This is a genomic window from Micromonospora sp. NPDC047670 (assembly GCF_043204915.1).
In the GTDB taxonomy this organism is placed as follows: domain Bacteria; phylum Actinomycetota; class Actinomycetes; order Mycobacteriales; family Micromonosporaceae; genus Micromonospora.
Genome location: NZ_JBIDDA010000003.1, coordinates 586,720 through 604,992 on the forward strand (window position 1 = coordinate 586,720; position 18,273 = coordinate 604,992).

The window sequence follows — 18,273 nt, forward strand, 5'->3', positions numbered from 1 at the left end:
GCTGGTGGCGGACAGGAAGCAGCCCGGGCCGGGCGCCGGGGAGAGCGCCGGGCCCGGGCCGCCGGTGTGCGGTCAGGCGGTCTCGGTGATCGGGCGGTCCACCCAGCTCATCATGCCGCGCAGCTTGCGGCCGGTCTCCTCGATCGGGTGCGCCGCGCCCTCGGCCTGCCACTTGCTGAAGTTCGGCCGGCCGGCCTCGTCCTCGGCCACCCACTCCCGGGCGAACTCGCCGGACTGGATCTCGCCGAGGATCTTGCGCATCTCCTCCTTGACCCGCGCGTCGATGACGCGCGGCCCCCGGGAGAGATCGCCGTACTCGGCGGTGTCCGAGATGCTGTAGCGCATCTTGGCGATGCCGCCCTCGTACATGAGGTCGACGATGAGCTTCAGCTCGTGCAGGCACTCGAAGTACGCCACCTCGGGGGCGTAGCCCGCCTCGGTGAGCACCTCGAAGCCGGTCTGCACGAGCGCCGCCGCGCCGCCGCAGAGCACCGCCTGCTCGCCGAAGAGGTCGGTCTCGGTCTCCTCGGTGAAGGTGGTGCGGATCGCGCCGGCCCGGGTGCCGCCGATGCCCTTGGCGTACGACAGGGCCAGCGCGAGCGCGGTGCCGCTGGCGTCCTGCTCGACGGCGACCAGGCAGGGCACGCCCTTGCCGTCGGCGTACTGGCGGCGGACCAGGTGACCGGGGCCCTTCGGGGCGACCATCGCCACGTCGACCTCGGCCGGCGGCTTGATCAGGCCGTAGCGGATGTTGAAGCCGTGGCCGAAGAAGAGAGCCTTGCCCGGGGCCAGGTTCGGCGCGATCGACTCGGCGTAGAGGCGGCGCTGGGCGGTGTCCGGCGCGAGGATCATGATGACGTCGGCCTCGGCCGCCGCCTCGGCCGGCGTGACCACCCGCAGGCCCTGCTCCTCGGCCTTGGCCCGGCTCTTGGAGCCCTCCGGCAGACCGATCACCACGTCGACGCCGGAGTCGCGCAGCGACAGCGCGTGGGCGTGGCCCTGGCTGCCGTAGCCGACCACCGCGACCTTGCGGCCCTGGATCAGGCCCAGGTCGGCATCGTCGTCGTAGTACACCTCAACGCTCATGATTTCCCTTTCGTACGGCGGCCCGGGCGGCCCGTCGTGGATCTGTGCGGTGTCGGTTCTCCGCGGCGCGTGGCGCCGGCGTTGTCGGGGTCAGGCGGCCCGGAGCGCGGGCCCGGCGGTGATGGAGCGCGAGCCGCGCCCGATCGCCACCAGCCCGGACTGGACCATCTCCTTGATCCCGAAGGGTTCGAGGTCGCGCAGCAGCGCGTCCAGCTTGTCCGGGGTGCCGGTGGCCTCGATGGTCAGCGTGTCCGGGGCCACGTCGACCACCCGGGCCCGGAACAGGCCGACCGTCTCCAGGACCTGGGCCCGGGCCGCGCGGTCGGCGCGCACCTTGACCAGGAGCAGTTCCCGGGCGACCGAGACCTGCGGGTCCAGCTCGACGATCTTGAGCACGTTGACCAGCTTGTTGAGCTGCTTCGTCACCTGCTCCAGCGGGGACGACTCGGCGTTGACCACGATGGTGATCCGCGAGACGTCCGGGTTCTCGGTCTCGCCGACGGCGAGGCTGTCGATGTTGAAGCCGCGCCGGGAGAACAACCCGGAGACCCGGGCCAGGACACCCGGCTTGTTCTCCACCAGCACCGACAGGGTGTGCATCGTCATTACAGCGCCTTCCTCGTCATGCTCTCACGGCCCTCGCCGCGCTCGGTGCCGGTCATGGCAGCGCCTTCCTCGTCATGCCCTCACGGCCCTCGCCGCGCTCGGTGCCGGTCATGGCAGCGCCTTCCTCGTCATGCCCTCACGGCCCTCGCTGCGCTCGGTGCGTTCGGTCATGACTACAGCTCGTCCTCGTCGAAGGCGGGGCGGACACCCCGGGCGAACATGATCTCGTCGTTGCTGGTCCCGGCGGCGACCATCGGCCACACCATCGCGTCCTTGCCGACCACGAAGTCGATGACCACCGGGGCGTCGTTGATCGCCATCGCGGCCGCGATGGTCTTGTCGACGTCCTCGGCGTTCTCGCAGCGCAGGCCGATGCAGCCGAGCGCCTCGGCGAGCTTCACGAAGTCCGGGATGCGGTGCTTGTGGGTGCCGAGGTCGGTGTTGGAGTAGCGCTCCCCGTAGAAGAGGGTCTGCCACTGCCGGACCATGCCGAGGTTGCCGTTGTTGATCACGGCGATCTTGACGGGGATGCCCTCCAGCGCGCAGGTGGCCAGCTCCTGGTTGGTCATCTGGAAGCAGCCGTCGCCGTCGACCGCCCAGACCACCGTGTCCGGCTTGCCGACCTTGGCGCCCATCGCCGCCGGCACCGCGTAGCCCATCGTGCCGAGGCCACCGGAGTTCAGCCAGGTGTACGGCTTCTCGTACGAGATGAACTGGGAGGCCCACATCTGGTGCTGGCCCACCCCGGCGACGTAGATCGCGTCCGGGCCGGCGATCTCGCCGAGCCGCTTGATCACGTACTGCGGGGACAGGGTGCCGTCGGCCGGCTCCTCGTAGCCCAGCGGGTAGCGCTTGCGCAGGTCGTCGAGCTGGGTCCACCAGTCGGCGGTGTCGGCGCGGTGCCCGGCCGACTGCTCGTTCGTCACCGCCGCGAGCAGCTCGTCGATGACGTGCCGGGCGTCCCCGACGATCGGGACGTCGGCGTGCCGGTTCTTGCCGATCTCGGCCGGGTCGATGTCGGCGTGCACCACCGTGGCGTCCGGGGCGAAGGAGTCCAGCTTACCGGTGACCCGGTCGTCGAAGCGCGCGCCCAGGGCCACGATCAGGTCCGCCTTCTGCAGGCCGTAGACCGCGGCGACCGTGCCGTGCATGCCGGGCATGCCCAGGTGCTGCGGGTGCGAGTCGGGGAACGCGCCGAGCGCCATCAGCGTGGTGACCACCGGGATCCCGGTCAGCTCGGCCAGCTTCCGCAGCCCCTCGGTCGCGCCGGCCTTGAGCACGCCGCCGCCGACGTAGAGCACCGGGCGACGGGCGGAGGTCATCAGCCGCGCCGCCTCGCGGATCTGCTTGCCGTGCGGGTGCAGGGTCGGCCGGTAGCCCGGCAGGTCCAGCGTCGGCGGCCAGGAGAAGGTGGTGGGCGCCTGGAGGACGTCCTTGGGGATGTCGACCAGGACCGGCCCGGGCCGACCGGTGGCCGCCAGGTGGAACGCCTCGGCCAGCACCTGCGGGATCTCCTCGGCGTCCTGCACGAGGAAGTTGTGCTTGGTGATCGGCAGCGTAATGCCCTGGATGTCCGCCTCCTGGAAGGCGTCCGTGCCGATCGAGGGCCGCGCGACCTGCCCGGTGATCGCCACGATCGGCACCGAGTCCATGTACGCGTCGGCGATCGGGGTGACCAGGTTCGTCGCGCCGGGGCCGGAGGTGGCCATGCAGACCCCGACCCGGCCGGTCGCCTGGGCGTAGCCGGTGGCGGCGTGCCCGGCGCCCTGCTCGTGGCGGACCAGGATGTGCCGGACGGTCGAGTCGTAGAGCGGGTCGTACGCCGGCAGGATCGCGCCACCCGGGATGCCGAAGACGACGTCGACGCCGAGTGCCTCGAGGGACCGCACGAGCGAGCCGGCACCGGAGACCTGGGCCGGGGCGGGTGCGCGTACCCCCGGGACGGCCGGGGTGGCCGCGGCGCGGGCGGCGCCGGCGTGGTCGGCGTCGCTCGCGGGCTCGGCGCCCGGGCGGGTCCGCCGGGCGGAGTGGGCGAGTGTCTCTGGCGTGGGTCTCGTCATGGCGGTTCAGGCCTTCGGCTGGAGTGGGTGCGGCTGTTCGAGCGGTGGGACGCGGGGCGCGGGGCTCCGGGTCGATGGGTCCGACGGCAACAAAAAAGCCCTCGTGCAGGATGCACGGGGCCAGCGCACTCTCGATGGCGAGAGTGCGCTCAGGTAAGTACTCGCAGCGACCGGTACGACGACATGCGGTCAAGCCTGACGCATCTCACGCGATGAGTCAACTGATCCCACATGTTGGTTAACGGAGCGCGGTGATTCACCCGTCCGGGGGGCCTGCGCACCCCGCTCCACCTGCCCGGACTCCGGCTCGGGCGAGCGCGGGGCGGGCACCGTCGGCAGGCGGCGGGGGCGTGGGGTCGCAGCGGCGGGCGGGGCGGGGGCGGACGGAGCGGTAGCGGGGGCCGGGCGGGCGCCGGGAGACGTGGCCGCCTCCAGCATCGCCTCCAGGTGCTCGGCCGGCACGCCCCAGCCGAACAGCGCGCCCTGGCCGAACCGGCAGCCGGCGGCGACCACGGCGGCCAGCTCCGTGGGCGTGGTCACCCCCTCGGCGATGACCTCCAGGCCGAGCTGGTGGCCGAGCCGCATGACGATGTCGACCATCGGCGCGAAGGCCGGGCCGTCGCGGCCCACCGGCCGCACCGGCTCGTGCTCGGCGACCAGGCTGTGGTCGATCTTGAGAATGTCGATCGGCAGGCGCCGCAGCTGCCCGAGGGAGGAGTAGCCCGCGCCGAAGTCGTCCAGCGCGATCCGGACGCCGGTCAGCCGCAGCGCGGTCAGCCGCCGGATCAACTCGTCCAGGTCGGTCGCCACGGCGTGCTCGGTCACCTCGAGCACCAGCCGCTGCGGCGGCACGTGGTGGGCGCGCAGCGCCTCGGCGACCTGGACCACGTACTCCGGGGCGTGCAGCTCACGCGGCGAGACGTTGACCGAGACCCAGACGTCGTGGCCGTCGGCCAGCCAGCGGGAGAGCTGGTAGCAGGCCTGGTGCAGCACCCAGGCGCCCAGCTTGGCGATCATCCCGCACTCCTCGGCGAGCGGGATGAACTCGTCCGGGCGGACGTTGCCCAGCGCCGGGTGACGCCAGCGCAGCAGCGCCTCCGCGCCGACCGGGCGCACCGACGGCAGGGAGGCCACCGGCTGGAAGGCCAGGCGCAGCTCGTCGCGCTCGATCGCCCCGCGCAGCTCGTGTTCGAGGGTGGTGCGGCGGCGCAGCAGCTGGTCGTAGGCGACGTCGTAGCGCTCGATCCGGTTCTTGCCGCGCTGCTTGGCGTAGCGCAGCGCCAGGTCGGCGTGGCGCAGCAGCAACTCGACGTCGGGCTCGCCGGCCCACCCGGCCAGCCCGATGCTCACGGACAGGAAGACCGCCCCCTCGGGCTGGTCGTAGGCGCGGCCGAGCACCCCGAGCAGCCGCTCGGCGACCCGGTCGGCGTCGGCCGGGCGCCCGTGCATCAGCACCGCGAACTCGTCGCCGCCGAGCCGGGCCGCCACGTCGCCCGGGCGCAGGTTGGCGCGCAGCCGCCGGCCCACCTCGGCCAGCACCGCGTCACCGACGTCGTGCCCGCGCATGTCGTTGACGTTCTTGAAGCCGTCGAGGTCGAGGCCGAGCAGCACGCAGGGCGTGCCGGCCTCGGCGCAGCGGTGCAGCGCCCGCAGCAGGCCCCGCCGGTTGGCCAGGCCGGTCAGCGGGTCGGTGTGCGCCAGCTCGCGGAAGTGCGCCTCGCGCTCGGCGAGCCGCCTGGCGTAGCCGCGCACGTCGTGCAGCGTCAGGTACTGCCGGGCCACCAGGGCGAAGCCCTCCACGCTCCCGGCGACGATGCCGAGCGCGTCGAACCGGCCGTCCTGGAGGAGGTGGTACATCGCCGAGGCGGCCATCGCGAACATCGGGACGAACGCGTGGTCGCCGTCGCGGCGGATCAGGTCGAGGTCGGTCTGGCCGGTCGGGCCCATCCCCCGGGCGGTCAGGGCGGCGACGAACAGGCCGGCGGCGAGCGCCCCCGCCCCGGCCAGCGCGACGCCCGGCCCGGCCTGGCAGAGGCCGGTGGCGACGCCGAGCCCGCCGCCGGTCACCGCGGTGGCCCCGGCGCCGAGACCGGCGAGGAGCCGGCGCGGCGGTGGGGCGCGGAACGCCACGATGAGGGCGATCCCGGCGGTCAGGGCCGCGCTGACCGTGGCCAGCAGGATCGGCGGGCAGGCCATCGGGGTGGCGTCGCCGAGCAGCCGGGTGGGCTCGGAGAACAGCACCCAGCCGACGAACCAGAACGCGGCGGCCATCACCAGCCCGTCGAGCGCCAGCCGGACCGTGGCCGCCGCCGACGCGGCCACGCCGGGGAGCCGGAGCAGCCCGGCGGCGAAGAGCAGACCGCTGACCGCCGTGCCGACCCCGACGACGGTGGCCCAGCCCGTGCTCCGGCCCGGCCCGTGCGCCCCGTGCCCGGCCCCGGCGAGCGCCACGGCGACCCCGACCAGCAGGCTGGCGAGCCCGACCGCGGACGCCAGGGCGAGCAGCGCGTGCGCCCGCCGGTGCGGCCCGGACCGCCGCCGGGCGTCGACGGCCGACAGCGCGGTGGCCGCCGCCGCGACCAGCCCGCACAGCACCGCTGCCGCGACCATGCCCGGGGGGAGATGCACGTCCTCAACTGTGCCGGATGAGGGCTCCCCGTGGGGGACCGGGTGTGCATCTGTTGGGACACGGCACGCACGCCCGACGGGCGCCCCGGCGGCGGTGCCACACTGGTAGGCATGCCTGAGCTGCGGTCGAAGACCTCCACGCACGGTCGGACGATGGCCGGCGCCCGGGCCCTCTGGCGGGCCACCGGGATGACCGACGACGACTTCGGCAAGCCGATCGTCGCCATCGCCAACAGCTTCACCCAGTTCGTACCCGGTCACGTGCACCTCAAGGACCTCGGCGGCCTGGTCGCCGAGGCGGTGGCCGAGGCCGGCGGGGTGGGCCGCGAGTTCAACACGATCGCCGTGGACGACGGCATCGCGATGGGCCACGGCGGGATGCTCTACTCACTGCCCAGCCGGGAGCTGATCGCCGACGCGGTGGAGTACATGGTCAACGCGCACTGCGCGGACGCCCTGGTCTGCATCTCGAACTGCGACAAGATCACCCCCGGGATGCTGCTGGCCGCGCTGCGGCTGAACATCCCGACCGTCTTCGTCTCCGGCGGGCCGATGGAGGCCGGCAAGACGGTGGCCATCGAGGGCGTCGTCCATTCCAAGATCGATCTGGTCGATGCCATGATCGCCTCTTCCAACGAGGCGGTCACCGACGCCCAGCTCGGCGAGATCGAGCGTTCCGCCTGCCCGACCTGCGGTTCCTGCTCGGGCATGTTCACCGCCAACTCGATGAACTGTCTCACCGAGGCGATCGGGCTGGCGCTGCCGGGCAACGGCTCGACGCTGGCCACCCACGCCGCGCGCCGGTCGCTCTTCGTCGAGGCCGGCCGCACCGTCGTGGAGATCGCCAAGCGGTGGTACGACGGCGACGACGCCTCCGTGCTGCCCCGCGCGATCGCCAACCGGGCCGCGTTCGAGAACGCGGTCGCCCTGGACGTGGCGATGGGCGGCTCGACGAACACGATCCTGCACCTGCTCGCCGCCGCCCGCGAGGCCGAGCTGGACTTCCACGTCGCCGACATCGACGAGATCTCCCGCCGGGTGCCCTGCCTGGCCAAGGTCGCGCCGAACTCCCCGCAGTACCACATGGAGGACGTGCACCGGGCCGGCGGCATCCCGGCGATCCTGGGTGAGCTGGACCGCGCCGGCCTGCTCAACCGGGACGTGCACGCGGTGCACTCCCCCAGCCTGGAGCGCTGGCTGGCCGACTGGGACGTCCGGGGCGGCTCGGCGACGCCGGAGGCGGTCGAGCTGTTCCACGCCGCCCCGGGCGGGGTGCGCACCACGGAGCCGTTCTCCACCGCCAACCGCTGGTCGTCGCTGGACACCGACGCGGCCGGCGGCTGCGTCCGGGACCGCGCGCACGCGTACTCGGCCGACGGCGGGCTGGCCATCCTGCACGGCAACCTCGCCCCGGACGGCTGCGTGGTGAAGACCGCCGGGGTGCCCGAGGAGTGCCTGACGTTCCGCGGCCCGGCCAAGGTCTACGAGTCCCAGGACGCGGCGGTCGAGGCGATCCTCAACAAGCAGGTCGTCGCCGGCGACGTGGTGGTGATCCGGTACGAGGGGCCGAAGGGCGGCCCCGGCATGCAGGAGATGCTCTACCCCACCTCCTTCCTGAAGGGCCGGGGGCTGGGCCGGGCCTGCGCGCTGCTCACCGACGGGCGCTTCTCCGGCGGCACCTCCGGGCTCTCCATCGGGCACGTCTCCCCCGAGGCCGCCTCCGGCGGGCTGATCGCCCTGGTCCGCGAGGGCGACGAGATCGTCATCGACATCCCGGGCCGCTCGGTCGAGCTGAACGTGCCCGAGGACGTCCTCCAGGCCCGCCGGGTCGCCGAGGAGAAGCGCGACAAGCCGTACACGCCGGCGGACCGGCAGCGGCCGGTGTCCGCGGCGCTGCGCGCGTACGCCTCGATGGCGACCTCGGCCAGCGACGGCGCCTACCGCCGGGTCCCCGACTGACGGGCGTTCCCGGCCCGCCGGGAACGCGACGGGTCAGGCCGGGTCGACGACCCGGTCGACGACCAGGTGCGCCGCGCCCGTGACGCCGACGTCCGGGCCGGCGTCCACCCGCTCGATCAGCAGGGCCTGGGTGGCCAGGGGCAGACAGCGCTCGTAGAGGGTGGCGCGCATGCTGGCCAGCAGCGGCTCGCACTCGGCGAGCCGGCCGCCGATCGCGACCACCTGCGGGTTGAAGAAGTTGACCACGACGGCGAGGATCTCGCCGATCGACCGGCCGGCCCGACGGGCCAGCGCCGTGGCGTGCCGGTCGCCGTCGTCGATCAACCGCATCACGCCGGTCAGGTCGTCGACCCCGACGCCCTGTTCCCGCAGCGCGGCGACCAGGGCCGCGCCGCTGGCCACCGCCTCCAGGCAGCCGGTGTTGCCGCAGCTGCACAGCGGCGCGGGCTCGGCCAGCACCCGGCAGTGGCTGATGTCCCCGGCGGAGCCCTGGGCACCCCGGTGCAGCCGGCCGCCGGAGATGACCCCGGCGCCGATGCCGGTGCCGGCCTTGACGTAGACCGCGTGGTCCAGGGCGGCGTGCGAGGCCCGGTGCGCGCCGAGCGCCATCAGGTTCGCGTCGTTGTCCACGACGACCGGCACGTCCGTCCGCTGTGCACAGAAGGCGGCGACGTCGAAGCCGTTCCAGCCGGGCATCCGGGAGGGGCTGACGATCCGGCCGGTGCCGTACTGCACGGGCCCGGGGATGCCGATGCCGATGCCGCGCAGGGCGTCCACGCCCCGAGCGGCGCCGCGCTGGCCGGGCACCGCGCCGTCGCCGGCCGGCACCAGCGCGGCGACGTCGTCGAGCAGGGCGCCGAGCACGGCCTCCGGGCCGTCCTCGATGCGGACCGGCCGGTCCCGGACCTGGAGCACCCGCGCGGACAGGTCGAGGGTGGCGATGCGCGCGTGGTGCGCGCCGAGGTCGATCGCGCCGATCAGCGCGCCACCGGTGGGCACCGCGAGCTGGCGGGGTCGTCGCCCGCCCCGTGACTTGCCGGCGCCCGTCTCCTGGAGCAGTCCCTCGCTGATCAGAGCCTCGACCCGCTGGGAGACCGTCGACGGGGAGAGCCCGGAGAGCCGGGCGAGATCCGCACGACTGACCGCCGCCCCGCTGGCCACCAGTCGGAGCAGATCGCGTGGGCCACCGCGGAGGCCGTCACGCGGGGCGTCGTCAATCGTCACGCGAGGTTCTTAGCATCCGAACTTCCTTCCGGCAAGCAGTTGACTTGGTTCGGTGTCTCGCATTAGATGAGCCGCGTTGGTTCGGTTGAAGCAAATCTTTGTTCGATCGTCGTAGAAAGTGGGGCGAGCTGTGACACCGACGGCACCCGACCTCGCGGGGCGGACCGGGTCGACGCGCCCGGGCCGGCCGATGGTGGCCGTCCGCGGCCTGCAGAAGTGGTTCGGCCCGCTGCACGTCCTCAAGGACATCGACCTGACCGTGGCCGCCGGCGAGGTGGTGGTCGTGGTCGGGCCGTCCGGCTCCGGCAAGTCGACCCTCTGCCGCTGCCTCAACCGGCTGGAGATCGCCGGGGCGGGCAGCATCGAGATCGACGGTGAGCCGCTGCCCGCCGAGGGCCGCGCACTCGCCCGGCTGCGCGCCGACGTCGGCATGGTCTTCCAGTCGTTCAACCTGTTCGGCCACCGCACGATCCTGGACAACGTCACGCTCGGCCCGATCCGGGTCCGCCGCGTGCCGAAGGCCGAGGCCCGCGACCAGGCGTTGGCCCTGCTGGACCGGGTCGGCATCGCCGACAAGGCCGACCGCTACCCGGCGCAGCTCTCCGGCGGCCAGCAGCAGCGGGCGGCGATCGCCCGCGCCCTCGCCATGCGGCCGAAGGTGCTGCTCTTCGACGAGCCGACCTCCGCCTTGGACCCGGAGATGGTCAACGAGGTGCTGGACGTGATGGTCTCCCTGGCCGCCGAGGGGATGACCATGGTCGTCGTCACCCACGAGATGGGCTTCGCCCGCCGCGCCGCCGACCGGGTCGTCTTCATGGACGACGGCCGGATCGTCGAGTCCGGCACCCCCGACGAGTTCTTCGCCGCCCCCCGCACGGACCGGGCGCGCGACTTCCTTTCCAAGATCCTCCAGCACTGATCCCCCGAGGAGGGTGACATGTCGATGTGGCACAAGAACCTCACACGGCGCGGCGCGGTGACGATGGCCGCCGCCGTGGCCGTCGCGCTGGCCGCCGCGGGCTGCGGCGACGGCGGCTCCACGCCCCTGCCCGGCAAGGCCGGCGGGGAGAAGGTCGACCAGTCGGTGTACGACGCCGCCCCGGTCGCCTCCGACGCCGAGATCCCGGCCGGCTCCACCATGGACGCGATCCGCAAGCGCGGCTACCTGACCGTCGGCGGGTCGCTGGACGCCCCGCTGCTGTCCCAGCAGAACCCGGTCAGCGGCCAGATCGAGGGCTTCGACGCCGACATGGCCAAGCTGCTCGCCAAGTACATCATCGGCAAGCCCGAGGTGAAGACGGTGACCATCGGCACCCAGACCCGGGAGGCGATGCTCCAGGCGAAGTCGGTCGACGCGGTCTTCCAGACGTACACCATCACCCCGCAGCGGGCCACCCAGGTCGCCTTCGCCGGGCCCTACCTGACCTCCGGCCTCGCCGTCGCGGTCCGCAAGGACGAGACGGGCATCAAGAGCGTCAAGGACCTGGCCGGCAAGACCGTCATCGTGGGCGCGAACACCCCGGCGGTCACCGCACTGCCCACCGCCGCCCCCGGCTCGAAGCAGGTCGCCTTCGCCACCGACCCCCAGGCGGTGCAGGCGCTGCTGCAGAAGCGCGGTGACGCGTACGTGCAGGACTTCACCCTGCTCGCCTCGGGCGCCAAGGCCAACCCCGGCATGAAGGTCGTCGGCGAGCCGTTCACCACGGAGGCGTACGGCATCGGGCTCAACCGCGAGGACGCCCAGTTCAAGGAGTTCGTCAACAACTGGCTCCGGAAGATCCAGGCCGACGGCACCTGGGGCAAGGTCTGGAAGAGCACCCTCGGCTCCGTGGTGGAGGGCGACGCGCCGACGCCGCCGGCGATCGGTTCCGTCGAAGGCTCCTGAGGAACCCTCCCCGACATGGACGCCCTCACCGCTCACCTCGGCGCACTCGGGCACGGGCTGGTCACGACGGTCCAGTTGACCGTCGTGACCACCCTCGGCGCGATGCTGCTGGGCATCGTCGTGGCGACGTTGCGGATCTGCCCGGTACCGCTGCTGCGTACCGTCGGCACCGTCTACGTCGAGGTGCTGCAGAACCTGCCGCTGCTGGCCCTGCTGGTGCTCTTCGTCTTCGCGCTGCCGACGATCGGCATCTCGTTCCCGCTGTTCACCTCGGCGGCCATCGTGATCGCCGCCTACGAGGGGGCGTACCTGGCCGAGGCGATCCGGGCCGGGATCAACACGGTGGGCGTGGGGCAGGCCGAGGCGGCGCGCGCCATCGGGCTCACCTTCAGCCAGTCCCTGCGGTACGTCATCCTGCCGCAGGGACTGCGCGCGGTGATCCAGCCGATGGGCAACATCTGCATCGCGTTGCTGATGAACACCTCGCTGGCCGCCGCCGTCGGGGTGGTCGAGCTGACCCAGGCCGCCAACAACGTCAACCTCGTCGAGGCGCAGCCGATCACCGTCTTCACCGGCGCCGGCCTCGCCTACATGCTGCTCGCGCTGCTGATCGGCCGGGTCACCGGCACGCTGGAACGAAGGCTGGCGATCGTCCGATGAACCCGACCCAGCAGATCCTCTTCGACGAGCCCGGTCCCCGCGCGAAGCGGCGGATCCGGATCGCCACCGTGCTCGGCACGCTCGCCGTGGTCGGCGGACTCGTCTGGGCGGTCCACCGCTTCGCCAGCTACGGCGAGCTGGCCGCCGACCGGTGGCAGCCCTTCACCACCTGGCCGATCTGGCGCTACCTGCTCGACGGCCTCTGGGCGACACTGCGCGCCGCCGCCGCGACCGCCGTGCTCAGCGCCGCGCTCGGGCTGCTGCTCGCGCTCGGCCGGCTCTCGGCGCGCCGGCCCGTACGCTGGTTGGCCGGCGCGTACGTGGAGGTCTTCCGGACCGTGCCCGCGCTGCTGCTGATCTACGTGACGCTCTTCGCGCTCCCCCAGTACGGCCTGAACTTCCCGCTGTTCTGGAAGCTCGTGGTGCCGCTGGTGGTCTCCAACTCGGCGGCCTTCGCCGAGATCTTCCGGGCCGGCATCAAGGCGCTGGACCGGGGGCAGACGGAGGCCGGCCTGGCGGTCGGCCTGCGGCGCGGCCAGGTCATGCGGCTGGTGGTGCTGCCGCAGGCCCTGCTCCAGCTCGCCCCGTCCCTGGTCAGCCAGCTCGTCGGCCTGCTCAAGGACACCTCGCTCGGCTTCGTGGTGAGCTACACCGAGCTGCTCTACAGCGGCCAGGTGCTCTCCTCGTACACCAACCTGCTGATCCAGACGTTCCTCGTGGTGGCGCTGATCTACCTGGTGGTCAACGCCTCGCTGTCGAAGGTCGCCCGCGTCCTGCAGGCCCGCAACGGTCGCCGCACCGGTCGCGGCCGGTCGGCCGACGCGGACCCGGCGGCGCCACTGCTCGCCCAAGGGGGTACCGCCCGGTGACCACCGTCCCGTACGCCGAACTCGCGCGGGTGACGCGCAGCGGCTTCGTGGAGAGTCGACACCTCGGCAGCGTCGTGGTGCTCGACCCGTCCGGCGCGGTCGCGCTGCGCGCCGGCGTGCCCGACGAGCCCGTGCTGCCACGGTCCACCCTGAAGCCGGCGCAGGCGCTGGCCTGCCTGACCGCCGTGGACGCGGCGGGCGCCGGCTCGCCGGCCGGCCGGGCGCTGGCCGGGGCCGCGCTGGCCATCGCGGCCGGCAGCCACACCGGCGACGACCGGCACGTGGCCGTGGTGCGCGACCTGCTCACCGCCGCGGGGCTGGGCGAGGACGCGCTCGCCTGCCCTCCCGACTGGCCCGAGGACGAGCCCACCCGGGAGCGGCTCATCCGCGCGGGCGAGCAACGGCGGCGGATCCGGATGAACTGCTCCGGCAAGCACGCCGCGATGCTGCTCGCCTGTGCCGCCCGCTCCTGGTCCACGCACGACTACCTCGACCCGGCGCATCCGCTGCAACGGCACACCGCCGCCGCCGTCGCCCGGTTGGCCGGCACCCCGGTCGCCACCGTCGCCGTGGACGGCTGCGGCGCGCCGCTGTTCGGTCTGCCGCTCACCGGCCTGGCCCGCGCCTTCCAGGCCCTGGTGCGGGCGGAGCCCGGCAGCCCCGAGGCCCGGGTGGCCGAGGCGATGCGCCGGCACCCCGAGCACGTCGGGGGCTGGCACGGCCACCCCAACACCGACCTGATGCGGGCGCTGCCGGGCGTGCTCGCCAAGGGTGGCGCCGAGGGCGTGCTCGGGGTGGCGACCCCCGACGGGTACGCGGTCGCCGTGAAGGTGATCGACGGCAGCCCCCGGGCCACCACCGCCATCGCGCTCAGCGCCCTGGCGGCGGCCGGCGCGCCGGTGCAGGGCGCCGGTGAGCTGCGCCGGGTGCCGGTGCTCGGCGGCGGCGAACCGGTCGGCGCCGTCACCGCCGCCATCGATTGGACCGCGGGACGGACCCGCACGGAGAGGGAAGACTGATGACGACATTCGAGATCTGCATCGACAGCGTCGAGGGCGCGATCGCCGCCGAGGAGGCCGGCGCCGACCGGGTGGAGCTCTGCTCCGCGCTCTTCGAGGGTGGGCTGACGCCGAGCATCGGCACCATCGAGACGGCGCTGCGCAGCGTCGACCGGATCCGGGTACACGTCATCGTCCGGCCGCGGGCGGGGGACTTCATCTACTCGCCGGCCGAGGTCGACGCCATGGTGCGCGACGTGCAGGCGGCGGTGGCCGCCGGGGCGCACGGCGTGGTCGTCGGGGCGCTGACCGCCGAGGGCGACGTCGACGTGCCGACCACCCGGAAGCTGATCGAGGCGGCCGGTACCGCGAGCATCACCTTCCACCGGGCGTTCGACATGGTCCGGGACCCGTTCCAGGCCCTGGAGCAGCTCATCGAGCTGGGGGTGGACCGGGTGCTCACCTCGGGCCAGGAGGTGAGCGTGCTGGAGGGGGCCCCGCTCATCGCCGAGCTGGTCCGACGGGCGCAGCGCCGGATCGTGGTCATGCCGGGCGGGGGCATCACCCCGCGCAACATCGCCCGGATCATCGAGGCGACGAAGGCCGAGGAGTACCACTTCGCGGCGCTGGTCACGTCGGACAGCCCGGCGGTGCACCGGAACCCGGCGCCCCTGATGGGTGGCACGCTGCACCGCCCGGAGTACGAGCGCTCGGGCACCTCCGGCGAGCTGGTCGGCCAGGTGCTCGCCGCCGCCCGGGCCTGACCGCCACGCGCAGTTCTCGCCGTCGTCCCGGGCCCCGTACCGCTGTCGCGGTACGGGGCCCGGTGGGCGCGGCGCCGGCTGACCGGAGAGGCGGCCGGCACCGCCGTCGCGGTCGGTCGGCGGCGGACCCCGCCCCGCGGGAGGCGGGGCAGGGTCCGCCGGTCAGCCGGCGGCGAGGTCGTTGACGCAGCGCAGCACCGGCCGGGCGGTCAGCGCCGCCGGGTCCAGCGGGGTCTCCGCGCGCACCGTGAAGGTCACCGACTCCCCCGGCAGCAGGGTGACCAGCGCCTCGTCGACCTCGGCCGCCGGGTCGAGCCGGTCGGGGAAGAGGGCGAGGTCGCGCAGGACCGTCCGGGCGGTGACCCGGACCCGCCGCCCGCCGTCGACCGGCTCGACCGCCGCGTCGTACCCGGCCGCCGGCCAGTCGACGTCGCGGTCCTCGGCGAAGAACCAGAGCGCCCGTTCCGCCGTGTCCCCCGCCTCCGCGACCAGCAGCTCGCGCCGGGCCTCCGCCGGCCGCGCCAGCTCCGCCGGCAGCGCCAGCTCGACCTTCCCGTACGCGGGGACGGCCAGTTCCAGCGTCGTCTTCGCGCGCGGCTCCCCGGTCAGGGTCAGCCGGGTCACCGACACGACCGCCCGCCACGGGACCGGGGCGTCGTTGACCGCGACCACGGCCAGGCCGTCCCGCCGGGGCTGGACGGTGAGCAGCCGGTCCGCGTACGCGCGGCGCAGCGCGTACCACAGCGGCTTGCGGCGACCGTCGCCGTCGACGGCCGACCAGGAGGTCACCGGCCAGCAGTCGTTGAGCTGCCAGACGATGGTGCCCGCGCAGACGTCGCGGTGGGAGCGGAAGTGCTCCACCCCGAGCTGGATCGCCCGCGCCTGGTTGAGCTGGGTCAGCCAGTGCCAGTCGTCGAAGTCCGCCGGCGCCGGCAGGTGCGCGTCGAGCCCCCGCCGGAGCTTGGCGTCCCCGTCGGTCGCCTTCTGGTGGTGCGCCATCCCGGGCGAGTCGGGGGCCAGCGGGTCGTCCGACAGCGCCCGGCGCAGCGTGGCGTACGCGGGCGGCGCCTGGTAGCCGAACTCCGCGACGAAGCGCGGCACGTAGTCGCGGTACCGCGTGTAGTCGTCGGTGTTCCAGACGTCCCAGATGTGCGTGGTGCCGTGCGCCGGGTCGTTCGGGTGGATCTCCTCGCTGCCCGACCAGGGGCTGCCCGGCCAGTACGGCCGCGTCGGGTCCAGCTCGCCGACGATGCGGGGCAGCAGCTCCAGGTAGTAGCCGCGCCCCCAGGTGCGCCCGGCCAGGGGCTCCTGCCAGTCCCAGTCGTGCCAGCCCCAGATGTTCTCGTTGTTGCCGGTCCAGAGCACCAGCGACGGGTGCGGCGCCAGCCGGACCACCTGTTCGGCGGCCTCGGCGGCCACCTCGGCGCGGAACGGCTCCTCCTCCGGGTACGCGGCGCACGCGAAGAGGAAGTCCTGCTGCACCAGCAGGCCCAGCTCGTCGGCGAGGTCGTAGAAGTCGTCCGACTCGTACCGGCCGCCGCCCCACACGCGCAGCAGGTTGATGTTCGCGTCGGCGGCCTGGCCCAGTCGCCGAGCCAGCCGGTCCCGGGTGATCCGGGTCGGGAACGCGTCGTCGGGGATCCAGTTGATCCCCCGGACGAAGACCGGAGTCTCGTTGACGCGCAGGGCGAAGGGCGTGCCGTGCGCGTCGGGGGTGGTGTCGACGCGTACGGACCGGAAGCCGATCCGTCGGGACCAGGCATCCAGCGGCCGGCCGTCCCCGCCGGACAGGGTCACCTCCAGCGGGTGGAGCGGCTGCGCGCCGTACCCCCGGGGCCACCACAGCGCAGGGTCGCGGACGGTGAGGGTCAGCACGGCCGTGCGCTGCCCGGCCGGGATCGTCGCCTCGGCGCGCGCGTCGGCGACGGTCGCCCGCACGGTGAGCGGCCCGTCCCCGGCCCGCTCGACCTCGACGTGCACCTCCACCCGGCCGTCGCCGGCCGCGACGGTCACCAGCGGGCGCACGACGGCCAGCCGGGCGGTGGACCAGGCGTGCAGCCCGATCTCCTGCCAGATCCCGGCGGTGACCAGGGTCGGTCCCCAGTCCCAGCCGAAGTTGCAGGCCATCTTGCGGATGAACGGGAACGGCTCCGGGTAGGCGTTCGGCCGGTCCCCGAGCCGGTCCCGCTGCGCCTGTGCGTAGCGGTAGGCGGAGTCGAAGCGTACGGCCAGGGTGTTGGACCCGGCGACCAGCGGCGACCGGACGTCGAAGCGGTGGCCGCGGTGCATGTTCTCGGTGCGGCCGAGCTCGACGCCGTTGAGGGTGAGCGTGGCGACGGTGTCGAGGCCGGCGCAGACCAGGTCGATCCGCTCGTCGTCGCCCGGCTCGTGGTCGAAGGTGGTCTCGTAGACCCAGTCGGTCCGGCCGATCCAGGCCAGCCCCGTCTCGTTGTCGTCGAGGTAGGGGTCGGGGATCAGGCCGGCGGCGAGCAGGTCGGTGTGCACGCAGCCGGGGACGGTCGCCGGCACCGCGCGGTCGGCGATCCCCGCCGGGACCTGCGGGCCGGGCACCGCCCGCAGCGTCCAGCCCTCGTGCAACGCTTGCCGGATCACGACTTCACCGCACCTTCCATGATTCCGCGGACGATCTGACGGCCGCCGACGAAGAGCATCACCAGTAGGGGGAGGGTGGCGACCAGGGCGCCGGCCAGCACCCGGCGGTACAGCACGTAGTTGCCGCTGGCGAGGTCGGACAGGGCCACCATCGAGGTCGGGTAGTCGGTGCCGCCGAGCGTGATCAGCGGCCACTGGAACTCGTTCCAGGTGGCGACGAAGGTCAGCAGGCCGAGCACCGCCATCGCGGGCCGGACGGCCGGCACCACGACGCTCCAGAAGATCCGCATGGTGCTCGCGCCGTCCATCCGCCCGGCCTCGACCAGCTCGTCGGGCACCGCGTCGAGGATGAACTGACGCATGTAGAAGACGCCGAACGCGCTCACCAGGCCGGGCACGATCACCGCGAGGAGGGTGCCGTTCCAGCCGCCCTCGCCCGGCATGTGGCCCATCAGGATGTAGAGCGCGACGACGCCGAGCTGGTTCGGCACCGTCATGGTCAGGATGACCATCACCATCAGCGCGTTGCGCCCCCTGAACCGCAGCTTGGCGAAGGCGAAGCCGGCCAGCGAGCAGAAGAAGAGCACCGAGGCCGTCACCACCGACGACACGATCACGCTGTTGCCGAGGGACTGGAGGAAGAACACGTCCTGCATGGAGAAGACCTCGCGCAGGTTGGTGAGCAGCTGCCCACCGGGCAGCACCTGCGGCGGGATCTTCGCCAGCGCCTCGTCGGTGTTCGTGGCGATGACGAACATCCAGTAGAGCGGGAACGCCGAGAACGCGATCACCGCGCTCAGGAACAGGTAGGTCCAGACGCTGCCGGGCATGTGCTGCGGCGCCCGGCCCATCAGGGCCGCCCGCCGGGGGTTCGGGACGCTCACCGGGCCCTCCTCTCGTTCGCGACCGCGGGGCTCGCAA

General features: G+C 73.4%; 14 protein-coding genes. 7 read left to right on the top strand and 7 right to left on the bottom strand.

Translation table 11 applies throughout. From position 1 onward, the window contains the following. Positions 1–72: 72 nt before the first annotated feature. The 4 genes from ilvC to ACGF7U_RS10690 all read right to left on the bottom strand — a co-directional run bounded on the left by ilvC (position 73) and on the right by ACGF7U_RS10690 (position 6,362). On the bottom strand, positions 73–1,086 hold the full coding sequence (gene ilvC, locus ACGF7U_RS10675) for a ketol-acid reductoisomerase (protein WP_393105128.1): 1,014 nt from the start codon (positions 1,084–1,086) through the stop codon (positions 73–75). Positions 1,087–1,176: 90 nt separating this feature from the next. Continuing rightward, positions 1,177–1,692 (bottom strand): acetolactate synthase small subunit, encoded by a 516-nt coding sequence (gene ilvN, locus ACGF7U_RS10680; protein WP_091096900.1) that lies wholly within the window; start codon positions 1,690–1,692, stop codon positions 1,177–1,179. A gap of 173 nt (positions 1,693–1,865) precedes the next feature. Beyond that, a complete protein-coding gene (locus tag ACGF7U_RS10685) occupies positions 1,866–3,752 on the bottom strand; it encodes an acetolactate synthase large subunit (protein WP_393105130.1) in 1,887 nt (628 codons plus the stop codon). 189 nt (positions 3,753–3,941) lie between these two features. Next, positions 3,942–6,362 (bottom strand): putative bifunctional diguanylate cyclase/phosphodiesterase, encoded by a 2,421-nt coding sequence (locus ACGF7U_RS10690; RefSeq protein WP_393105310.1) that lies wholly within the window; start codon positions 6,360–6,362, stop codon positions 3,942–3,944. Positions 6,363–6,491: 129 nt separating this feature from the next. On the opposite strand from ACGF7U_RS10690, the gene ilvD reads away from it, so the two are divergent. Then, the gene (gene ilvD / locus ACGF7U_RS10695; protein ID WP_393105132.1) at positions 6,492–8,339 is read left to right on the top strand and encodes a dihydroxy-acid dehydratase; all 1,848 of its coding nucleotides are present in this window, start codon (positions 6,492–6,494) and stop codon (positions 8,337–8,339) included. A gap of 33 nt (positions 8,340–8,372) precedes the next feature. Here the strand turns inward: ilvD and ACGF7U_RS10700 are convergent, their stop codons facing one another. Further along, entirely contained in the window at positions 8,373–9,563 is a 1,191-nt protein-coding gene (locus ACGF7U_RS10700) for an ROK family protein (RefSeq protein ID WP_393105134.1), read from the bottom strand. Between the two features lie 190 nt (positions 9,564–9,753). Here ACGF7U_RS10700 and ACGF7U_RS10705 point away from each other — a divergent pair, with 190 nt between their 5' ends. Genes ACGF7U_RS10705 through ACGF7U_RS10730 form a run of 6 tightly spaced genes read left to right on the top strand, consistent with a single transcriptional unit; the run spans position 9,754 to position 14,739 of the window. Next, entirely contained in the window at positions 9,754–10,482 is a 729-nt protein-coding gene (locus ACGF7U_RS10705; protein ID WP_393105135.1) for an amino acid ABC transporter ATP-binding protein, read from the top strand. 18 nt (positions 10,483–10,500) lie between these two features. Continuing rightward, positions 10,501–11,448 carry a glutamate ABC transporter substrate-binding protein gene (locus ACGF7U_RS10710; protein ID WP_393105137.1) on the top strand — a complete coding sequence of 316 codons (948 nt, stop codon included), beginning with the start codon at positions 10,501–10,503 and terminating at the stop codon, positions 11,446–11,448. 15 nt (positions 11,449–11,463) lie between these two features. Then, positions 11,464–12,108 carry an amino acid ABC transporter permease gene (locus ACGF7U_RS10715; RefSeq protein WP_393105139.1) on the top strand — a complete coding sequence of 215 codons (645 nt, stop codon included), beginning with the start codon at positions 11,464–11,466 and terminating at the stop codon, positions 12,106–12,108. Next, positions 12,105–12,977, top strand: coding sequence for an amino acid ABC transporter permease (locus ACGF7U_RS10720; RefSeq protein ID WP_393105141.1), 873 nt, complete (start codon positions 12,105–12,107; stop codon positions 12,975–12,977). The genes ACGF7U_RS10715 and ACGF7U_RS10720 overlap by 4 nt, the downstream gene beginning before the upstream one ends. Beyond that, positions 12,974–13,996, top strand: a complete 1,023-nt coding sequence (locus tag ACGF7U_RS10725) for an asparaginase (protein ID WP_393105143.1) — start codon at positions 12,974–12,976, stop codon at positions 13,994–13,996. Before ACGF7U_RS10720 ends, ACGF7U_RS10725 begins: the two co-directional genes overlap by 4 nt. Continuing rightward, a complete protein-coding gene (locus ACGF7U_RS10730) occupies positions 13,996–14,739 on the top strand; it encodes a copper homeostasis protein CutC (protein WP_393105145.1) in 744 nt (247 codons plus the stop codon). Before ACGF7U_RS10725 ends, ACGF7U_RS10730 begins: the two co-directional genes overlap by 1 nt. 162 nt (positions 14,740–14,901) lie before the next feature. Here ACGF7U_RS10730 and ACGF7U_RS10735 read toward each other — a convergent pair whose 3' ends face one another. Together ACGF7U_RS10735 and ACGF7U_RS10740 are read right to left on the bottom strand one after the other, a co-directional pair. Next, positions 14,902–17,352 (bottom strand): glycoside hydrolase family 2 protein, encoded by a 2,451-nt coding sequence (locus ACGF7U_RS10735; RefSeq protein WP_393105147.1) that lies wholly within the window; start codon positions 17,350–17,352, stop codon positions 14,902–14,904. Continuing rightward, entirely contained in the window at positions 17,349–18,203 is an 855-nt protein-coding gene (locus ACGF7U_RS10740; protein WP_393105311.1) for a carbohydrate ABC transporter permease, read from the bottom strand. Before ACGF7U_RS10740 ends, ACGF7U_RS10735 begins: the two co-directional genes overlap by 4 nt. Positions 18,204–18,273: the final 70 nt, after the last annotated feature.